The sequence below is a fragment of the Zavarzinia sp. genome (assembly GCF_049306435.1).
Classification (GTDB): Bacteria; Pseudomonadota; Alphaproteobacteria; order Zavarziniales; family Zavarziniaceae; genus Zavarzinia.
This window is the reverse complement of record NZ_JBAQRT010000085.1, coordinates 1-17346: the sequence shown is the minus strand read 5'-3', so window position 1 is coordinate 17346 and position 17346 is coordinate 1. Positions and strand designations below refer to the sequence as shown.

Below are 17346 nucleotides of genomic sequence, written 5' to 3'. Positions count from 1 at the left end.
GCCTCGGGCCGGGCGGCACGCTGGGGCCGGCCCTTGCGGCCACGGACGCGGTAGCGCAGGGCGCCATCTTCCAGCGTCAGCTTCTCGTAGCCGAGAGCGCGCATGACGGCGACGAATTCCTCGTTCGAGCAGCCGACGAGGCCGGTCAATTCACCGGTCGGGACGATCAGGTCCTCGCCCTGCTTGTCGCGCAGGGCCTGGTCCAGACGCTCCAGCATGTCGATGCGGACAGCCTTGGCGCCGCAGCGGCGGAAGCCGGCGACGGTCAGCCATTCGTCCGGGGTCTGGCCGTCGAGCGGATAGGCGACGTGGCCGGCGGCCGGGGGGACGACCGAGCCGCCGCCGGTCGCGATCGCCAGCAGGGTCAGTTTCAGCTGGGTCGCCTCGGGCTTCAGCAGGCCGGGCAGATAGACCGTCAGCTTGCCGAACTTGACGCCGAGACGGCGGAGTTCGGCCCGGGCGGGCTGGGTCAGGGCATCGAGTTCGGCGGCGATGTCGCGCCGGGGGATGGCGCCCAGCGCCTCGCCCAGGCGAAAGGCGAGGCCGCGGGCCGGGCCGGGCAATTCCTCGGCCGTCTGCAGCTTGGTCAGGGCGCCGAGCACGGCTTCGACACGGGCGGTGACGAAACGCTCCACCCGGTGCAGCACGCGGTCGCGTTGCGCCCCGTCGAGCAGTTCATGGGGCAGCAGATGCACCCGGGGGTGCAACGCATCGCGCCCCGGCATCAGCCGGGCGAGCACGGCGCCGTCCCACAGCACGCGGCCTTCGGGGTCGAGTTTGAACACCTCGTCGCCAGCGGCTTCGAGTTCTTCGGTTCGGCGCGTGACCTCGGGACCGAGGGCGCGGTTAGCGGCGGCGAGGACCGCCTTGCCGTCGGCGCCTTCGGCGTCCGGATCGGGGATGAATTTCAGGCCAGACATGCGTCCCACATACTCCCCTTCGACGAGAACGTCACCTGTGGAGTCGACAGCTCCCAGCAACTCATTCTCGCCAGCCAGTCTTCTGATCAGCGCGGACGATCGTCGATCGACGAAACGCTGGGTCAGTTTTTCGTGTAGCGCGTCCGACAGGCGATCTTCGATCGAACGGGCCTGTTCCTGTAGCGCCTCCGGGCGCTCAAGCCAATCCCCTCTGTACGACACGAAGGTCCAGGTGCGGATATGGGCCAGCCTGGTCGCCAGCGTATCGATGTCGCCGAGGGTATCGTCCAGCCGCCGCAATTGCTCCTCGACCCAGGGGCCGGGCAGGCGGCCCTCGGTCGCGAGATGGCGGAAAATCCGGCCGAGCAGGCGGACATGGACATCCGCCATGGTCTTGCGGAAGTCCGGAATCTGGCACACCTGCCACAGAAGCGCGACCCGCGAGCGGCCGGTGGCGAGGGCGGCGATTTCATCATCCTCGGCGAGGGCGCGCAGGGTCGACTGGTCGTCGGCGTCGCGCACCCGCAGCAGGCCGGGCAGCGGCGGTGGCCGCTCCAGCGAGGCGAGAAGGGCGCGGGGCGTCGAGAAATCGAGCTCGGCCGAGCGCCATTGCAGCTGGCGCACGGGATCGAAGCGGTGGTTCTCGACCCGCGCGATCATGTCTTCGTCGAAGGGCTCGATGCCGGCGGTGGTGCCGAAGGTGCCGTCGCGCATGTGGCGGCCGGCGCGGCCGGCGATCTGGGCGACCTCGGTCGGCAGCAGGGGGCGCTGGCGCTGGCCGTCGAATTTCTCGAGGCTGGCGAAGGCGACGTGATCGACGCCGAGGTTCAGGCCCATGCCGACGGCATCGGTCGCCACCAGATAATCGACCTCGCCCGCCTCGAACAGCGCGACCTGGGCATTGCGCGTCCGGGGCGACAGCGCGCCGAGAACGACGGCGGCGCCGCCCCGCTGGCGCCGGATCGCCTCGGCGAGGGCATAGACCTCGGCGGCCGAGAAGGCGACGATCGCGGAACGCCGGGGCAGCCGGGCCAGCTTCCGGTAGCCGGCGTGGGACAGGGTGGACAGGCGGGGGCGCGAGACGAAGGCGGCATCGGGGATCAGGCGGCGGATCACCGGCCGCATGGTCTCGGAGCCGAGGAACAGGGTCTCGGTCAGGCCGCGCGCCCGCAGCAGGCGGTCGGTGAAGACATGGCCGCGCTCGAGATCGGTCGCCAGCTGGATTTCGTCGACCGCCAGGAAGTCGAACATGCGGTCCTGCGGCATGGCCTCGACCGTGGCGACCCAGTAGCGGGCATCGCGGCCGATCACCTTTTCCTCGCCGGTGATGAGCGCGACCGCCGCCTCGCCCTTGATCTTCACCACACGGTCATAGACCTCGCGGGCAAGGAGGCGCAGGGGCAGGCCGATGATGCCGGTCCGATGCGCCAGCATCCGCTCGATGGCGAAATGGGTCTTGCCGGTGTTGGTCGGGCCGAGAACGGCGGTGACCCTGCCTTCGGCGACCACGGAGACGGTCGGGCGGGCGAAGGGACGAAGGGGGGCGGACATGACGGCCTGAACATCGGATGCGGGCGGACAAATCTCAAGTCCTTCCTTGTCCGCCAGCTCCCGGCGATCGAATGATGTCCGCCGCGCCCCGCTCAGGCGTAGGGCGAGGATGCCGTCCGCCGGTCAGGCGTGAACATTTCGCCAAAGGACGACGCGAGGACGAGCCAGAAGACGAAGCCGCCGCACAGGCCAAGGGCGAAGCAGGTGGCGACGAAAGCCGTGGCGGGGCCGATGCCGCTCCAGCCAAAGGCGAGGTCGACGATGGCCAGCGTGTGGCCGCCGACCGTGCCGCCCGGCTCGCTGCCGAGCAGCAGAACGAGAAGGGGAGGCAGGGCCGCGACCAGACCGCCAAGGCCCATGACCAGCGGCAGGCGGGGCGGCAGGTGTCGGCGCAGGGCAAGATAGAGCGGCAGGCCGAGGACGAGGCTCGGCAGGTAGCCGCCGACAAGGGCGACCAGCAGGAAATCGCCTATGCGACTGGTGGTCGCCGGTTCGGCCAGGGCCACGATCGCCGCCGGCAGCAGGGGAGCGAGAAGGAAAGCGGCCACGGCCTGCCGGTTGCCTGGAGGCTGGATGCTCATGGCGGTAAATCCAATATGGGTAAAGATGTCGCCATTATGAATGTTTACTGAAAATTAGCCATGGTTTTCACGCGGCAACACCGACCCACAATGTCTCATTGACGTCGCGTAATGCTGATGTTTTGACGGAATCTCACGATTTGGCATTCTGTTTCCGGCGCATTCGTTCTTTACCGGCTGTTTACTGGATTGCCGTCAAGGTTCATGCCGCACATTGGCTGAACAATATCCAAGATAATGGGGGAGCAAATGCGGTTCGGGATGCCCGGCGCGCAGCGGCGGAAGATCATCGAGGCGGTGGCGATCCCGGAGGACGCGGGCGCCAAAGCGGAGACCGTCGATATTCAGCGGCTGTATCGCTCGATCGACAGGTCGCAGGCCGTCATCGAATTCACGCTCGATGGGACCATCCTGAAAGCCAACGAGAATTTCCTGTCGCTGTTCGGCTACAGCCTGGACGAGGTGGTGGGGCGCCATCACCGCATGTTCGCCGATCCGGCCTTCGCCCAGAGCGCCGCCTATGGCGAGTTCTGGGCCAGGCTGCGCAGCGGGACTTTCAACGCCGGGCAGTACAAGCGGGTGGGCCGCGGCGGCAAGGAACTTTGGCTGCAGGCCAGCTACAATCCGGTGCTCGACGAGAATGGCCATCCGGTCAAGGTCGTCAAATTCGCGACCGACATCACCGCCCAGCGTCTGAAACAGGCCGAGGACGAGGAGCAGCTGAAGGCGCTGCAGCGATCGCAAGGGGTGATCGAATTCTCGCTCAAGGGCGAGATTCTCGACGTCAATGACAACTTCCTGAAGATGCTGAGCTATGGCCGCGACGAGGTTGTCGGTCGCCACCACAGCATGTTCGTCGACAAGGTCTTCCGGTCCTCGGGCGCCTATGACGCCTTCTGGATCAAGCTGGGCCAGGGCACCTATGACAGCGGCCAGTACAAGCGTCTGACGCGGGATGGCCGCGAAATCTGGATCCAGGCCAGCTATAACCCGGTGCTCGACATCAACGGCAAGCCGTTCAAGGTCGTGAAATATGTCACCGCCGACATCACCGATCAGGTCTCGATGGTGGTCAGGACCAAATCCGTCGCGAACACGGTCGCGTCGGCGGCGACCAATGTGCGCTCGACCGCGGAAGCCGTGACCAACACGGCCGCGGATACGACCCATCAGGCGGCGGCGGTTTCAGCGGCGGCCCGGCAGGCTTCGGCCAATGTACAGACCGTGGCCTCGGCCAGCGAGGAACTCGCGGCCTCCGTCTCCGAAATCAGCCGGCAGATCGTCGGGTCCTCCAATGTGACGCGCCAGGCGGTGGAAGAGGCGACGACGGCCAACAGCCTGTTCGGCGATCTGTCGGAAGCGGCGCTGCGCATCGGCGACATCATGAAGCTGATCCGCGACATCGCGGGACAGACCAATCTTCTGGCGCTGAACGCCACGATCGAGGCGGCCAGGGCCGGCCAGGCCGGCCGCGGCTTCGCCGTCGTCGCGTCGGAAGTGAAGGCCCTGGCCAACCAGACCGCCAAGGCGACCGAGGATATCGGCGCCCAGATCGATGCCATGCAGGTCGCGACCAACAATTCCGTCGAAGCCGTGCGCAATGTCAGCCAGACCATCGGCAAGAGCGCCGAGATCACGGCGATCATCGCTTCCGCCGTCGAGGAACAGCGGGCGGCGACGGATGAAATCTCCCGCTCGGCGGTGCAGGCCGCCGAAGGCACGGAAGACGTGACGACGAATATCGCCGGGGTCAGCCAGGGGGCGGAAGTCGCCACCGAACAGGCGCGGGTCCTGCTGCAGGCCGCCGGCGACATGTCGGAACAGGCGACGGTCCTGCTCCGCGATGTCGACGCCTATCTCGCCCGCATCGGCGCCTGAGTCCGCGCCTTCGGCTCAGAAGCTCCAGCTGACGCTGGCGGAGCCGAAGCGCGACAGGCCGTCCTGGCCTTCGAACTCCTCGCTCCGGATCACGTAGGAATAGGTGATCCGGGTCGCGCCGAAGAAGACCGAGGCGCCCAGCTGGGCGTCGCCCACGATGGTCTGCTTGTCGACATGGGGGCTGTCCTCGAAGGTGTTGCCGTCGAGGAAGATGTCGCGCAGCACGGCGCGTCCCTCGACGCCGGCGAAGACATACCAGCCGAAACCCTCGCGCTTGTCGTAGAAGGCCGTGCCCGCCAGGGCCGGGCGGATGCGCGGCGCGCCGAAATCGGATTCGAGATTCTGGCCCAGGCGGAGCATGAGGCCGCCCGCGACATAGGTCGCGACATTGCCGAGCGACAGCGTGGCGCTGGGCGTCAGATCGAGCCCGAGGCCCGTGCGCGGCCCGGTCAGGCTGATCGCCCGCCATTTACGGTCGAAGATCAGATTGGCGCCGAATTCGTCCTTGATCTGATGGTCCCAGCCTTCGGCGTGATTGTCGCCGATCAGGTCGTGGAAATTATTCTGCACCTCTTCGCCGAGGGCGGAGGGGCCGACCGTGCCGAGCTGAAGCTCGATCGTGTTCAGGACATCATCGTCGTAGGAAACGAGGGACACCGCGCCGAACAGCCAGGCGGCATAGGGCCGGTCCGTGGGGTCGGGGGTCGGGGTCGCGGTTTCTTCCGGCGTGTATATCGTGTGGCCGAGGGACAGGCCCCAGCGCCGCTGCGAATCCGGGCCAAGGAAGAAGCCGAAGAGATCCGCCGCATTCTCCATCGCCGATGGCGGCGCCGAAGGCGACAGCCAGGAGAATTGCACGCCGTTGCTGTAGTAGCGGTCGGTGGCGGCGAAAGCGTCGTTTTCCCACTGAAAGGTGAAGGTCCCGTTGGGATCCCGGGGGGGCGCGGAGGCCGCTTCTGTCGCTTGGGCGGCTGCGCTCCACAACAGGGCGGCCGTCAGTGCCGGCAGAATGTTGATCGGGCGCATGAATACCTCGGTAACGGCGGGCAGGGGCCAGCCGATTCGACCAAAGCATGACGCAACCGCCCGTCGTCTGCAAACTCCCCTCCCGCTCGTTGACTTCTTCGGGCGGAAGACCCTATTACGACGGTGGAATTGTAAGGGGATGGCGGGCAATGGCCGATTTTCCGAAGCGCAGCCTTGAAGACTGGCAGGCACTCGTATCGAAGGAACTCGGCGGCAAGCCGGCGGACAGTCTGACGTGGGACACGCCGGAAGGCATCGCCGTGAAGCCGCTCTATACGGCCGCCGATGTCGAAGGGTTGGAAACCGCCGACACGCTGCCGGGCTTCGCCCCCTTCACCCGGGGCGTGCGTGGCTCGATGTATTCGAACCGGCCCTGGACCATCCGCCAGTACGCCGGCTTCTCGACCGCGGAAGCGTCGAACGCCTTCTATCGCAAGAATCTGGCCGCCGGGCAGATGGGTCTTTCCATCGCCTTCGATCTCGCCACCCACCGCGGTTATGACAGCGATCATCCGCGCGTGACCGGCGACGTCGGCAAGGCGGGCGTCGCCATCGACAGCGTCGAGGACATGAAGGTCCTGTTCGATGGCATTCCGCTCGACAAGATGTCGGTCTCGATGACCATGAACGGCGCCGTGCTGCCCTGTCTCGCCAATTACATCATCGCGGCGGAAGAGCAGGGCGTGTCGCAGGACAAGCTCTCGGGCACGATCCAGAACGACATCCTGAAGGAGTTCATGGTCCGCAACACCTATATCTATCCGCCCGAGCCTTCGATGCGGATCATCGCGGACATCATCGCCTATACCTCGGTCAACATGCCGAAGTTCAACTCGATCTCGATCTCCGGCTACCACATGCAGGAAGCCGGCGCGAATCAGGTTCAGGAACTGGCCTATACCCTGGCCGACGGCCTCGAATATGTCCGCGCCGCCCTGTCCAAGGGCCTCGACGTCGATGCCTTCGCCGGGCGCCTGTCGTTCTTCTTCGCGATCGGCATGAACTTCTTCATGGAAGTTGCCAAGCTGCGCGCCGCCCGCTTCCTCTGGGCCGAGATGATGGCCCAGTTCAAGCCGAAGAAGGCCTCCAGCCTGATGCTGCGCACGCACTGCCAGACTTCGGGCGTCAGCTTGACCGAGCAGGATCCCTACAACAACGTCGTGCGCACCGCCTATGAGGCGATGGCGGCGATCTTCGGCGGCACCCAGTCGCTGCACACCAATTCGCTCGACGAGGCGATCGCCCTGCCGACCGAATTCTCGGCCCGCATCGCCCGCAATACCCAGCTCATCCTCGCGGAAGAGACGGGCGTCACCCATGTCGTCGATCCGCTGGGCGGTTCCTACTATGTCGAGGCGCTGACGGCTGACCTCGTGAAGGAAGCCCGGAAGCTGATCGCCGAAGTGGAAGAGATGGGCGGCATGACCAAGGCGGTCGAGACCGGCCTGCCTAAGCTCCGCATCGAGGAATCCGCCGCCCGCCGTCAGGCCGCCATCGACCGGGGCGAGGAAGTCATCGTCGGCGTAAACAAATACCGCCTCAAGGAAGAAGCACCCGTCGATATTCTCGATGTCGACAATGTCGCCGTCCGCGAATCCCAAGTCGCTCGCCTGAAGCAGATCCGCGCCACCCGCGACGAGGCGGCGGTTCAGGCCGCGCTGAACGCCCTGACCGAAGGCGCCAGGAGCACCGAGGCCAATCTTCTCGACCTCGCCGTGAAGGCGGCCCGTGTCCGCGCCACGGTCGGCGAGATTTCCGACGCGCTGGAAAAGGTCTTCACCCGCCACAAGGCGGTGATTCGCTCCATCTCCGGCGTCTATGGCGCTGCCTATGAAGGCGACGAGGGCTTCGACCGCATCCGCAACGAGGTCGCCGCCTTCGCCCGCGAGGAAGGCCGCCGTCCGCGTATGCTGGTCGCCAAGATGGGCCAGGATGGTCACGACCGCGGCGCCAAGGTGATCGCCACCGCCTTCGCCGACATCGGCTTCGACGTCGACGTCGGCTCGCTGTTCCAGACCCCGGCGGAAGTCGCCCGCGACGCGGTCGAGAACGACGTTCATGTCGTCGGCGTCTCGTCCCAGGCCGCCGGCCACAAGACCCTGGTGCCCGAGTTGATCGCCGAACTGAAGAAGGCCGGCGCGGACGACGTGCTGGTGGTCTGCGGCGGCGTCATCCCGGCGCAGGACTACGACTTCCTCTACAAGGCGGGCGTCGCGGCCATCTATGGCCCCGGCACCAATATCCCGTCCGCCGCGGCCGAGATCATGTCGATCATCGCCAAGCGTCGTCAGGCGGCGTAAGCCGCCTGGCCGCACTCGTCATGCCGGCGAAAGCCGGCATCTCGGGCCGGCTGGGGCGCCCATGCCGTTGAAAGGCCCCGGCCTGCGCCGGGGCGACGGCCGTACTGAAGCGCTCAGCCGCCCATGCCCTTCATGTCCGGCGGGGGCAGCAGGGCGGCGGCGTCGCTCAGGGGTTCGCCCCTGGCGAGGGCGCGGTGGATCAACTGCGCGACGGTGACGCCATATTCCGTCTTCACCTGCACCTTCACCGGGATCGCCCGCGGCAATTCGGGGAAGCGGACGAACCAGATGTGGACTTCGTTCGGGTAATTCTTGGCGTCCGACCGTTCCCAGGTCGGATCGAAACCCTTGATCCGCTTGTAGCGGATCAGGCAATGGATCGCCTCGCCTTCATAGAAATCACCGTTGCCGCCGTCGATATGGTCCGTGCCCTTGTTCTCGAAGGCGACGTCATAGCGCCGCCGGCCGTCGAAGATCTTGAACGAGCGCTGGCAGATCTGGTTTTCCGGGCCGGTTTCGGCGGCCAGGATGGCGGCGGTCGCGGGATCGGTCGCGCCCAGCAGGAACTCCGGCTCGACCGGGCGGCGGCCATCCTCGGCATTGGGCGGCACGGCGACGATCTCGCGCGGCCCCTTGTCGTCGAAATAGACATCGACCGAGCGGCGCTTGCCGACCCGGCCGTCATAGCGGACCTGGAACAGGCTGGGGCGGGCGCCGTCCTCGGCCTTGGGGTCGAAGCGGCCGTCGACCCTTGTCAGCATCCGGGCCTGAAACAGGCCCTCCCACAGGCCGACGGTGCGGGTGAGATTGTCCATCCGGTAGCGGCCGCCATCGACAACGGTTTTCGTGTCGACCTCGACGATAGGCAGGCCGCCCAGGAAAACCCGGTAGGTCAGGTCGACCCGGTCCGGTCCGGCGGCGAGCGCGGCGGCGGGCAGGGCGGTCGCGAGGGCGAGGGCGGCGGCGAGATGGCGGACGATACGCATGGGCCAATCCTCCGGTTTCGGGCTGTCGGGGAGAATTCCGATGTCGCGGGGGCTTGGCCTGACCGCCTCTCCCCTGATAAATCCAGCGGATGATGACAGGTTCCGTTTCCGCCGGCGAGCCGGCACCCATGACCGGCGCGACGCAGGCGCTCGCCACCGGCATAATCGCCGGCGAGCGGCGCGCCTTGGCCCGCGCGATCACCCTCGTCGAATCGACGAGGCATGATCACCGCATCCAGGCCTCCCGCCTGATCGAGCATCTGCTGCCCAGTACCGGAAGGGCGATCCGCATCGGTTTCTCCGGCCCGCCCGGTGTCGGCAAATCCACCTTCATCGAAGCCTTCGGCACCTGGCTGACGCGAAGCGGCCGCAAGGTCGCCGTGCTCGCGGTCGATCCGTCGTCCAGCCGCTCCGGCGGCTCGATCCTCGGCGACAAGACGCGGATGGAAACCCTCTCGCGCGAGCCGAACGCCTATATCCGGCCCAGCCCGTCGAGTTGCACCCTGGGCGGTGTCGCGCGGCGGACGCGCGAGGCCATGCTGCTGACCGAGGCGGCGGGCTTTGACGTGGTCTTCATCGAGACCGTGGGCGTCGGCCAGTCGGAAACCGCGGTCGCAGACATGGTCGATCTCTTCGTCCTGCTGGCCTCGCCCGCGGGCGGCGACGATCTTCAGGGTATCAAGCGCGGCATCATGGAACTGGCCGATCTGCTGATCGTCACCAAGGCGGATGGCGACCTCGCCCTGGCGGCGCAGCGCGCGGCGTCGGAGTTGCGCTCCGCCCTCCACCTGATGCGGCCCAAGGTGCCGTGCTGGCGCCCCAAGGTGCTGACCGTCTCGTCGGTGTCGGCGACCGGCATGGACGCGGTCTGGGCCACCATCAACGAATTCCGCCAGGCGATGGAAACTTCAGGTGAATTGGCGAAGCTGCGCGCCGAACAGGCGCGGGCCGCGCTGTGGCGCGAGATCGAGGATGGCCTGATCACCGCCCTCAAGGACCATCCCACGGTCGCCGCAGAGGCTCCGGGGCTCGAAAGCGCCGTCGTCGCCCGCGAGACGACCCCGACCCTCGCCGCCGAACGCCTGCTGACCGCCTTCCTCGGCCGGCCGGTCTGGCCGGATTGAAGGTGGGCGGGTCCGGCGCTATCATAAACTGATAGCAGGAGGTCCGGCCATGCCCAGCAGCTACACCATCGGCAAGCATTTCGAGGATTTCGTCCGTGAACAGATCGCCACGGGACGTTACGCCAGCGCGAGCGAAGTGATCCGCGACGCGCTCCGCCTTCTCGAGGAGCGCGAAGCCCGCAAGGCCGCTTTCGAGAAGGCTATCGAGGACAGTCTGGCCGATGTCGAGGCGGGCCGGGTGTTCGATGCCGATGAAGTCTTCGACCGACTTGAGGCCAAGTATCTGGCGATGGCCGGCACCTCGGCGGGGGATGAATGAAGGTCGTTTTTTCGGCGCTGGCGTCCATCGGCATCGAAGAGATCGGCGACTACATCGCGCAGGACAATCCCCTGCGCGCCTATTCCTTCGTCAGGGAGTTGCGCGCCAAGGCGACAGACATAGGCCGTTTGCCTTATGCCTTTCCTGTTGTCGCCGGCCTCGAGCGGAAACGCATCCGGCGACGACCGCATGGCGACTATGTCATCCTCTATACGATTGAGGATGACCGCATCGTGATCGTCCTGGTGACACACGCCGCCCGTGACTGGCAGGGGCTATTCCGATAGCGCATCCGGTCCCGCCTCAACCCAGCGCCGGGTAGTCCGTATAGCCTTCAGCCCCGCCGCCGTAGAGGGTTTCGCGCACGACCTCGTTGAGGGGCGCGTTCTGCTGCAGGCGCGCGACCAGATCGGGATTGGCGATGAAGGGTTTGCCGAAGGCGATGAGGTCGGCGTGGTCGGCGTGAAGGGTCTCGTCCGCCAGCGCCTTGTCATAGCCATTGTTGGCGATATAGGCGCCGCGGAAGCGTTTGCGCAAGGCGACGAAATCGAAGGGCTGGCCGACGTCGCGGGCGCCGCCGGTGGCGCCTTCGATGATGTGGATATAGGCGATGCCGCGCGTATCCAGCCCTTCGACGACATGGCTGAACAGGGCGGTCGGGTCGCTATCCGAAATGTCGTTGGCGGGCGAGACGGGGGCGAGGCGAACGCCCGTCCGCTCCGGCCCGATGGCGGCGGAGACGGCGTCGACGACTTCGAGCAGCAGGCGGGCGCGGTTGGCGATGGAGCCGCCATAGGCATCGTCGCGCTTGTTGGTGCCGTCGCGCAGGAACTGGTCGAGCAGATAGCCATTGGCGGCATGGATCTCGACACCGTCGAAACCGGCCGCGATCGCGTTGCGCGCGGCCCCGGCATAGGTCTCGACCAGACCCGGCAATTCGTCGGTGCGCAGCGCCCTTGGCATGGAGGTGGGGGCGAAATTGCCGGCGACGAAGGTCTTGGCATTGGCCTGGATGGCCGAGGGGGCGACCGGGGCGGCGCCGCCCGGCTGGAAGGCGACATTGGAAATGCGCCCGACATGCCACAGCTGGATATAGATGTGGCCGCCGGCTTCATGCACCGCGTCGGTCACCCGGCGCCAGCCTGCGATCTGTTCGTCGCTGTGGATGCCGGGGGTCGCCTCGTAGCCCTGGCCTTCGGGGCAGATCTGGCTGGCTTCGGAAATGATCAGGCCGGCGCTGGCGCGCTGGCGGTAATATTCGGCCATCAGCGCGGTCGGGACATTGCCGGGGCCGGCGCGGTCGCGGGTCAGCGGCGCCATGACGATGCGATTCGGCAGATCGATCGATGCCATTCGATAGGGAGAAAACAGCGGGGAGGTCCGGGACATGACTCAACCCTTCGGATTGTGGGGATATGTCCTTTAGGGTGGTCGCCCGGGCCGCGCATCACAAGGCGCCGCAAGGACAGGGGCCTATGGCGCAGAATGCAGGCTTCGGGCCTTGACGAACGGGCACCGCAGGTCTAGAAGACGCGACTTCCACGGGGAGCCTTGGGCTTCCAGTGATATGGATATTTTGCGCAAAAGGCATGGGAGATCACACATGGCGCGGCGCTGCGAACTGACCGGCAAGGGCGTTCTCGTTGGCAACAACGTCAGCCATGCCAACAACAAGTCCCGGACTCGTTTCCTGCCGAATCTGGTGAACGTGTCCCTGATCAGCGAATCGCTGAATCAGTCGATCCGTTTCCGCATCTCGGCCAATGCCCTGCGCTCGGTCGAGCACAATGGCGGCCTCGATGCCTTCCTGGTCAAGGCCCGGGACACCGAGCTGTCGCTGAAGGCCCGTCGCCTGAAGAAGCTGATCGAGAAGCGCGCCGACGCCGCGGTCGCCCAGGCGGCCTGAGCGGACAGGGCGGAGCCATGACGGTACTGGCGAAAACAGACCGGGGTTTCTTCCTCGGCGCTGTTCTCGCCATGACCGCCGTCGTGGTTGCGTCCAACATCCTGGTCCAATATCCGTTCGAGCCTTTCGGCCTCGCGGACTGGTTGACTTGGGGTGCCTTCACCTATCCGCTGTCCTTCTTCGTCACCGATCTGACCAACCGGCAGATCGGCGCAGGGTCGGCGCGCCGGGTGGTCTATGTCGGCTTCCTGATCGCCGTCATTCTGTCGGCCCTGTTCGCGGATGCGCGCATCGCCGCCGCCTCGGGCCTCGCCTTCCTGACCGGCCAACTGCTCGACGTCACGGTGTTCAACCGTCTGCGTCGTCAGACCTGGTGGCGGGCGCCGCTGGCGGCTTCGGCCCTCGGCTCCATCGTCGATACGACGATCTTTTTCTCAGCGGCCTTCGCTTTCTCGGGCCTGCCCTGGCTCGGCTGGGCGGCCGGCGACCTCGCGGTGAAACTCTCCTTCGCCCTTGGCCTGCTCGCCCCCTTCCGGCTGGCGATCGCCTGGTGGGGCCGCCCCCAGGCGGTCTGAGGCTGCCGGTCCGCCCTCGGGCGGCGTGAAACCCGGCGTCTCGTGACGGCCGGATTTCTGAAACCTCTTATGTTTCATCCGCGAATGATCGCCGGAATGTGACGACGGGCACATCCGTCGCGGCGAAGTTGCGCGATGTCTGGACCTCCCCCCGCGGCCCCATGGGCCGGATATCCAGACGTTGCGGCCATGACGGCCGCTCGATCCGTAACCGAGCGAGATCCGACAGATGAACAACGAGACCTTGACGGCCCCTGTTTCCGGAACCATGGGCGATGACTATCTTTATGCCTCGTGGGAAGCGGATGATATTTCCGCCAGTGGCGGCAATGATTACATTTTCGCCTCGCCCGATATCATGGCGGGCGACGTCTATGACGGCGGCGTGGGGATCGACACGCTGGGCCTGAATTTCTTCGGGGCCGAACGGGGCATCAACATCACCGTGCCCGACACGCCGACCGCCACGACGTTCCTCGGCGCGACCTTGGTCAGCATCGAGAAACTGCAGGTCTTCGCCACCGATTACGCCGACCGCTTCACCGGCGGGGCCTGGGGGGACATCTTCCAGGGGGCCGGCGGCAACGATATCGCCGATGGTGGCGGCGGCAACGACTTCATCAACGGTGACGACGGCAGGGATCAGCTGAGTGGCGGAGCCGGCGACGACCTGATCGACGGCGGCGCCGATATCGACACGCTTTACGGCGGTTTCGGCCGCGACCTGATCAGCGGCGGCGATGGCGACGACAAGATCTATGGCGATGCCGGCGACGACAGCCTGTTCGGTGGCTTCGGCAAGGACACGATCACCGGCGGCGATGGCGACGATTACATCAGGGGCGATGCCGGCAACGACACGATCGACGGCGGCAATGGCAATGACGTGATCGGTGGTGGCGAAGGGGATGACATCCTGAAGGGTGGCGCGGGCACCGACCGGATCGAGACCAGCCTTCTGGAAGGACGCGACGCCATCAACGGTGGCAGCGGTCTCGACCGCGTGGTGATCCGCGACCTTGGCGGGACCTTCACGGCGAAAGCCTCCAATCTCGTCAACACGCTCGCCAACGGCACGACCGTTCAATATGTCGAGTCCTATGAGCTCTACGGCTCTTCCGGCGCCGACAAATTCACCGGCTACGACGAAGACGATGCGATGAACGGCTATGCCGGCAACGATACGCTGAAGGGCGAGGGGGGCAATGATGCCCTCGACGGTGGCACGGGGCTCGACCGGCTCGAAGGCGGCACCGGTGACGACGTGCTGGTGGCTGGTGGCGGCGGCGCGGATACGCTGATCGGCGGGTCCGGGGTCGATCTCGCCAGGCTCGACCGTTCGAGTACCGCCGAATCCCAGAATTACGTGATGAGCTTCTCGGCCGATGGCAAGACCATCACCCTGTCGGACGGCACCATCATGACCGATGTCGAGCGGCTCGACATCACCACCAGCAAGGGCAACGACGAGCTTTCCGCCGGCAACGCCCTGAGCGTTCGCTTCGATGCCGGCGAAGGCACCAACAAGCTGACCGGCGGCGCGGGCGACGATATCCTGATCTCCGGCGCCGGGCGGGACACGATCGTCGGCGGCGGCGGCAATGACTACATCGTCGACCGCGGCGGCAACAACACGATCGATGCCGGCGCGGGCCACGACATGGTCAGCGTGGATTCCAATGCCTCGGCCACCACGACGATCAATCTCGGCGCCGGCAATGACTCGGCCTTCCTCAACGACGCGGCCGGCAGCATTCGCGGCACCTACACGGTCGATGGCGGCGATGGCTTCGATTTCGTCGCCATCAACCGGTCCCAGGCGACGGCGGCCATCACCTTCGTGCTTTCCGCCAATGCGACCATGGTGAACGGGGCCGCCACGCTGAAGAACATCGAGCAGGTCGATATTCGCACCGGCAGCGGCAACGACAGCCTGACCGGCGGTGCCGCCGCCGATCGCCTCGACGGCGGCGCCGGCAAGGACATGCTGAAGGGCGAGGGCGGCGCCGACCTGCTGGTGGGCGGCGCCGGGGCCGATACGCTTTACGGCGACGATGGCGATGACGAGCTGTGGTCGGGCGATGGCGGCCTTGAGAGCGATGTCGACCAGTTGCATGGCGGCGCCGGCAATGACGAACTGCATATCGCCGCCGGGGATTACGCCAATGGCGGCGCGGGCGTCGATCATCTGGTGCTGGACCTGTCCAACCAGACCGTGGCCGCCCGTTTCACCCTGACCACGGGCAAGCTGACCGTGGGCGGCACCACCACCTTCGAGGGCATCGAAGCTCTGAGTTTCGATGGCGGCAGCGGTGCCGACGCCGTCACCACCGGCAATTACGATGACCGGCTGAACGGCGGCGACGGCAATGACACGCTGAAGGCCGGCGGCGGCAACGACGAACTGTGGGACGGTAACGGCAGCGACAAGCTCTATGGCGGCGCGGGCGACGACATGCTGGTGCGAACCGACGAGGACGGCGCGGGCGCCGATGTCTTCGACGGCCAGGCCGGCTTCGACACGCTGGCCTTCGCCATCGATGCCCCGGACGGTGTCACCATCGACCTGCAGAACCGCGCGCTCAACGACGGTCTGGCCACGGGCATGACGATCAGCAACATCGAGCGGATCGTCGGGACCGATGTCGCGGACACGATCCGCGGCAGCGCGGTCGCCGAGACCTTCGAGGGTGGCGGTGGCGCCGATATCCTCGATGGCCGGGCCGGCGACGACGTGCTGATGGGCGGTGAGGGCGGCGATATCCTGACCGGCGGCACGGGCAAGGACATGTTCGCCTATGGCGAGGATGTCTTCGACGCCAGCGGTGCCGCCGGTGCCGGCGATCTGATCACCGACTTCCACCGCGGCGAGGACAAGATCCGTATCTACCGGGAAGGCTTCGACCTCGCCGCCGACTACGCCCTTGCCCTCGTGGTGGGGGCCGATCCGGCGGCGTCGGGCAGCAAGGCCCAGTTCCTGTTCGAGAGCGATAACGGCCGTCTGTGGTTCGATGCCGATGGCGCGGGCGGCGCTCAGGAAGCGGTGCTGATCGCCACGCTGCAGGGGGTGACCACCCTCTCGGTGGCGGATTTCGCCCTGGTCTGATGGTAACCGGCCCCTTCCCGCGAGGGTGGGGGCCGGCCCCATCAGGGCAGCACGAATTCCATCAGCAGGGTCCGTTGCAGCGGATTGAAATTGTCGTCGGACAGGACGAGGGCGCGGGTCTTGCCCGTCTCGTCCCGCCAGACGCCGAGGGCTTCCGAATTGTCGACCGTCAGTTCCGCCGGGATGCGGGCCAACTCGCGGCCGGCGATCGGCCCGGCGGATTCCGGTGCCGTTGCCGGCAGGATCGACAGGCGGGCGCCGGGGCCGGTCATCATGTCGTAGCGCCGCTCCAGCAGCAGGAATTCGCCACTGGCGAGGCGCTTCAGGTCGGTCGGCTTGAAATCGGCGGCCACGTCCAGCGCCACGGCGCGGGGCGGGGCACCGTCCGGCCCCGCGAAGCGCCAGCCCTGATGATGGCCGGCATCATCAAGCAGATCCTCGGAAAAGCCGAACAGGGCGCCGTCCGGCAGGGCGGTCAGCGCCTCCAGCCCGCCGTTGGGATCGGCCCTGTTCAGGTCCGGCGGGATCGGCAGCGTGTCGGGGGCATGGCGCAGCGGCAGGGAACCATCGGCCTGCGCCGGATAGCGCAGGATGCGGTGCTCCTGCTCGAAGGCGACGATCATGCTGCCGTCGGCGCGGACGGCGAGCGATTCGGCGTCGCCCTGCATCTTGTCGCCGCCCAGCGGCTTGCCATCGGGGGAGAGCAGGGGGCCGATCTCGGTGTTGCGAAAGCCGGTGATCCGCCCGTTTTCCCGGGTCAGCTCGGCGGTCAGCCACCAGCCGATATCGCTGATCAGCACAAGGTGCCCGCCATCGGGCGAGATCAGCATCCCGGACCAGCCACCGAAACGACCGTCATCCGACAAAAGCGTGAGGCCGCCGACAAAGTCCAACTCGCCGGTCCGCGTGACATCGGGGTGGGCGGGGTCAAGCTGAACCGCATGGGCTTCGATGGTGATCTGCCCCGCCGTGGCCGGCAGGGCAGGAAACAGGAGCCCGAAGAGAAGGCCGGCGTGGCGGGGGCGCAGGCTCATCGCCCGCGGCGCCCGCCCGAACCGGCGCGGCGCCCCGTGG

General features: G+C 66.6%; 14 protein-coding genes. 8 read left to right on the top strand and 6 right to left on the bottom strand.

Going from position 1 to position 17346, the window contains the following annotated elements:
- Both WAZ62_RS04385 and WAZ62_RS04380 read right to left on the bottom strand, forming a co-directional pair.
- A partial coding sequence (locus WAZ62_RS04385) for a helicase-related protein (RefSeq protein ID WP_422642307.1) occupies positions 1 to 2471 on the bottom strand: 2471 nt, incomplete at its 3' end.
- A gap of 92 nt (positions 2472 to 2563) precedes the next feature.
- The gene (locus tag WAZ62_RS04380) at positions 2564 to 3052 is read right to left on the bottom strand and encodes a hypothetical protein (protein WP_422642306.1); all 489 of its coding nucleotides are present in this window, start codon (positions 3050 to 3052) and stop codon (positions 2564 to 2566) included.
- Positions 3053 to 3301: 249 nt separating this feature from the next.
- Between WAZ62_RS04380 and WAZ62_RS04375 the strand changes: the two genes are divergently transcribed.
- Complete coding sequence (locus WAZ62_RS04375; RefSeq protein ID WP_422642305.1) at positions 3302 to 4930, top strand: methyl-accepting chemotaxis protein; 1629 nt, start codon at positions 3302 to 3304, stop codon at positions 4928 to 4930.
- Between the two features lie 15 nt (positions 4931 to 4945).
- On the opposite strand, the gene WAZ62_RS04370 is transcribed toward WAZ62_RS04375, so the two are convergent.
- Positions 4946 to 5956: a lipid A deacylase LpxR family protein gene (locus tag WAZ62_RS04370; RefSeq protein WP_422642304.1), complete on the bottom strand. Its 1011-nt coding sequence runs from the start codon at positions 5954 to 5956 to the stop codon at positions 4946 to 4948.
- Between the two features lie 149 nt (positions 5957 to 6105).
- On the opposite strand from WAZ62_RS04370, the gene scpA reads away from it, so the two are divergent.
- On the top strand, positions 6106 to 8256 hold the full coding sequence (scpA, locus tag WAZ62_RS04365) for a methylmalonyl-CoA mutase (RefSeq protein WP_422642303.1): 2151 nt from the start codon (positions 6106 to 6108) through the stop codon (positions 8254 to 8256).
- A gap of 113 nt (positions 8257 to 8369) precedes the next feature.
- On the opposite strand, the gene WAZ62_RS04360 is transcribed toward scpA, so the two are convergent.
- Complete coding sequence (locus WAZ62_RS04360) at positions 8370 to 9242, bottom strand: DUF3108 domain-containing protein (protein WP_422642302.1); 873 nt, start codon at positions 9240 to 9242, stop codon at positions 8370 to 8372.
- An 89-nt stretch (positions 9243 to 9331) separates the two neighbouring features.
- On the opposite strand from WAZ62_RS04360, the gene meaB reads away from it, so the two are divergent.
- Genes meaB through WAZ62_RS04345 form a run of 3 tightly spaced genes read left to right on the top strand, consistent with a single transcriptional unit; the run spans position 9332 to position 10972 of the window.
- The gene (gene meaB / locus WAZ62_RS04355) at positions 9332 to 10366 is read left to right on the top strand and encodes a methylmalonyl Co-A mutase-associated GTPase MeaB (RefSeq protein WP_422642301.1); all 1035 of its coding nucleotides are present in this window, start codon (positions 9332 to 9334) and stop codon (positions 10364 to 10366) included.
- A gap of 49 nt (positions 10367 to 10415) precedes the next feature.
- On the top strand, positions 10416 to 10685 hold the full coding sequence (locus tag WAZ62_RS04350; RefSeq protein ID WP_422642300.1) for a type II toxin-antitoxin system ParD family antitoxin: 270 nt from the start codon (positions 10416 to 10418) through the stop codon (positions 10683 to 10685).
- Complete coding sequence (locus WAZ62_RS04345) at positions 10682 to 10972, top strand: type II toxin-antitoxin system RelE/ParE family toxin (protein WP_422642299.1); 291 nt, start codon at positions 10682 to 10684, stop codon at positions 10970 to 10972. The genes WAZ62_RS04350 and WAZ62_RS04345 overlap by 4 nt, the downstream gene beginning before the upstream one ends.
- 16 nt (positions 10973 to 10988) lie before the next feature.
- Here the strand turns inward: WAZ62_RS04345 and WAZ62_RS04340 are convergent, their stop codons facing one another.
- Positions 10989 to 12074 carry an alkene reductase gene (locus WAZ62_RS04340; RefSeq protein WP_422642298.1) on the bottom strand — a complete coding sequence of 362 codons (1086 nt, stop codon included), beginning with the start codon at positions 12072 to 12074 and terminating at the stop codon, positions 10989 to 10991.
- Between the two features lie 214 nt (positions 12075 to 12288).
- Between WAZ62_RS04340 and rpmB the strand changes: the two genes are divergently transcribed.
- From rpmB to WAZ62_RS04325, 3 genes are all read left to right on the top strand, one after another.
- The gene (gene rpmB / locus WAZ62_RS04335; protein WP_422642297.1) at positions 12289 to 12591 is read left to right on the top strand and encodes a 50S ribosomal protein L28; all 303 of its coding nucleotides are present in this window, start codon (positions 12289 to 12291) and stop codon (positions 12589 to 12591) included.
- Positions 12592 to 12608: 17 nt separating this feature from the next.
- Entirely contained in the window at positions 12609 to 13166 is a 558-nt protein-coding gene (locus WAZ62_RS04330) for a VUT family protein (protein WP_422642296.1), read from the top strand.
- 229 nt (positions 13167 to 13395) lie between these two features.
- On the top strand, positions 13396 to 16272 hold the full coding sequence (locus tag WAZ62_RS04325; RefSeq protein WP_422642295.1) for a calcium-binding protein: 2877 nt from the start codon (positions 13396 to 13398) through the stop codon (positions 16270 to 16272).
- Between the two features lie 41 nt (positions 16273 to 16313).
- Here the strand turns inward: WAZ62_RS04325 and WAZ62_RS04320 are convergent.
- Positions 16314 to 17346 (bottom strand): esterase-like activity of phytase family protein (locus tag WAZ62_RS04320; RefSeq protein ID WP_422642294.1); only part of this gene is annotated, 1033 nt, incomplete at its 5' end.

Coding starts and splice junctions, on each gene's coding strand:
- WAZ62_RS04380 (WP_422642306.1), bottom strand. CDS start 3,052: ATGAGCATCCAGCCTCCAGGCAACCGGCAGGCCGTGGCCGCTTTCCTT.
- WAZ62_RS04375 (WP_422642305.1), top strand. CDS start 3,302: ATGCGGTTCGGGATGCCCGGCGCGCAGCGGCGGAAGATCATCGAGGCG.
- WAZ62_RS04370 (WP_422642304.1), bottom strand. CDS start 5,956: ATGCGCCCGATCAACATTCTGCCGGCACTGACGGCCGCCCTGTTGTGG.
- scpA (WP_422642303.1), top strand. CDS start 6,106: ATGGCCGATTTTCCGAAGCGCAGCCTTGAAGACTGGCAGGCACTCGTA.
- WAZ62_RS04360 (WP_422642302.1), bottom strand. CDS start 9,242: ATGCGTATCGTCCGCCATCTCGCCGCCGCCCTCGCCCTCGCGACCGCC.
- meaB (WP_422642301.1), top strand. CDS start 9,332: ATGATGACAGGTTCCGTTTCCGCCGGCGAGCCGGCACCCATGACCGGC.
- WAZ62_RS04350 (WP_422642300.1), top strand. CDS start 10,416: ATGCCCAGCAGCTACACCATCGGCAAGCATTTCGAGGATTTCGTCCGT.
- WAZ62_RS04345 (WP_422642299.1), top strand. CDS start 10,682: ATGAAGGTCGTTTTTTCGGCGCTGGCGTCCATCGGCATCGAAGAGATC.
- WAZ62_RS04340 (WP_422642298.1), bottom strand. CDS start 12,074: ATGTCCCGGACCTCCCCGCTGTTTTCTCCCTATCGAATGGCATCGATC.
- rpmB (WP_422642297.1), top strand. CDS start 12,289: ATGGCGCGGCGCTGCGAACTGACCGGCAAGGGCGTTCTCGTTGGCAAC.
- WAZ62_RS04330 (WP_422642296.1), top strand. CDS start 12,609: ATGACGGTACTGGCGAAAACAGACCGGGGTTTCTTCCTCGGCGCTGTT.
- WAZ62_RS04325 (WP_422642295.1), top strand. CDS start 13,396: ATGAACAACGAGACCTTGACGGCCCCTGTTTCCGGAACCATGGGCGAT.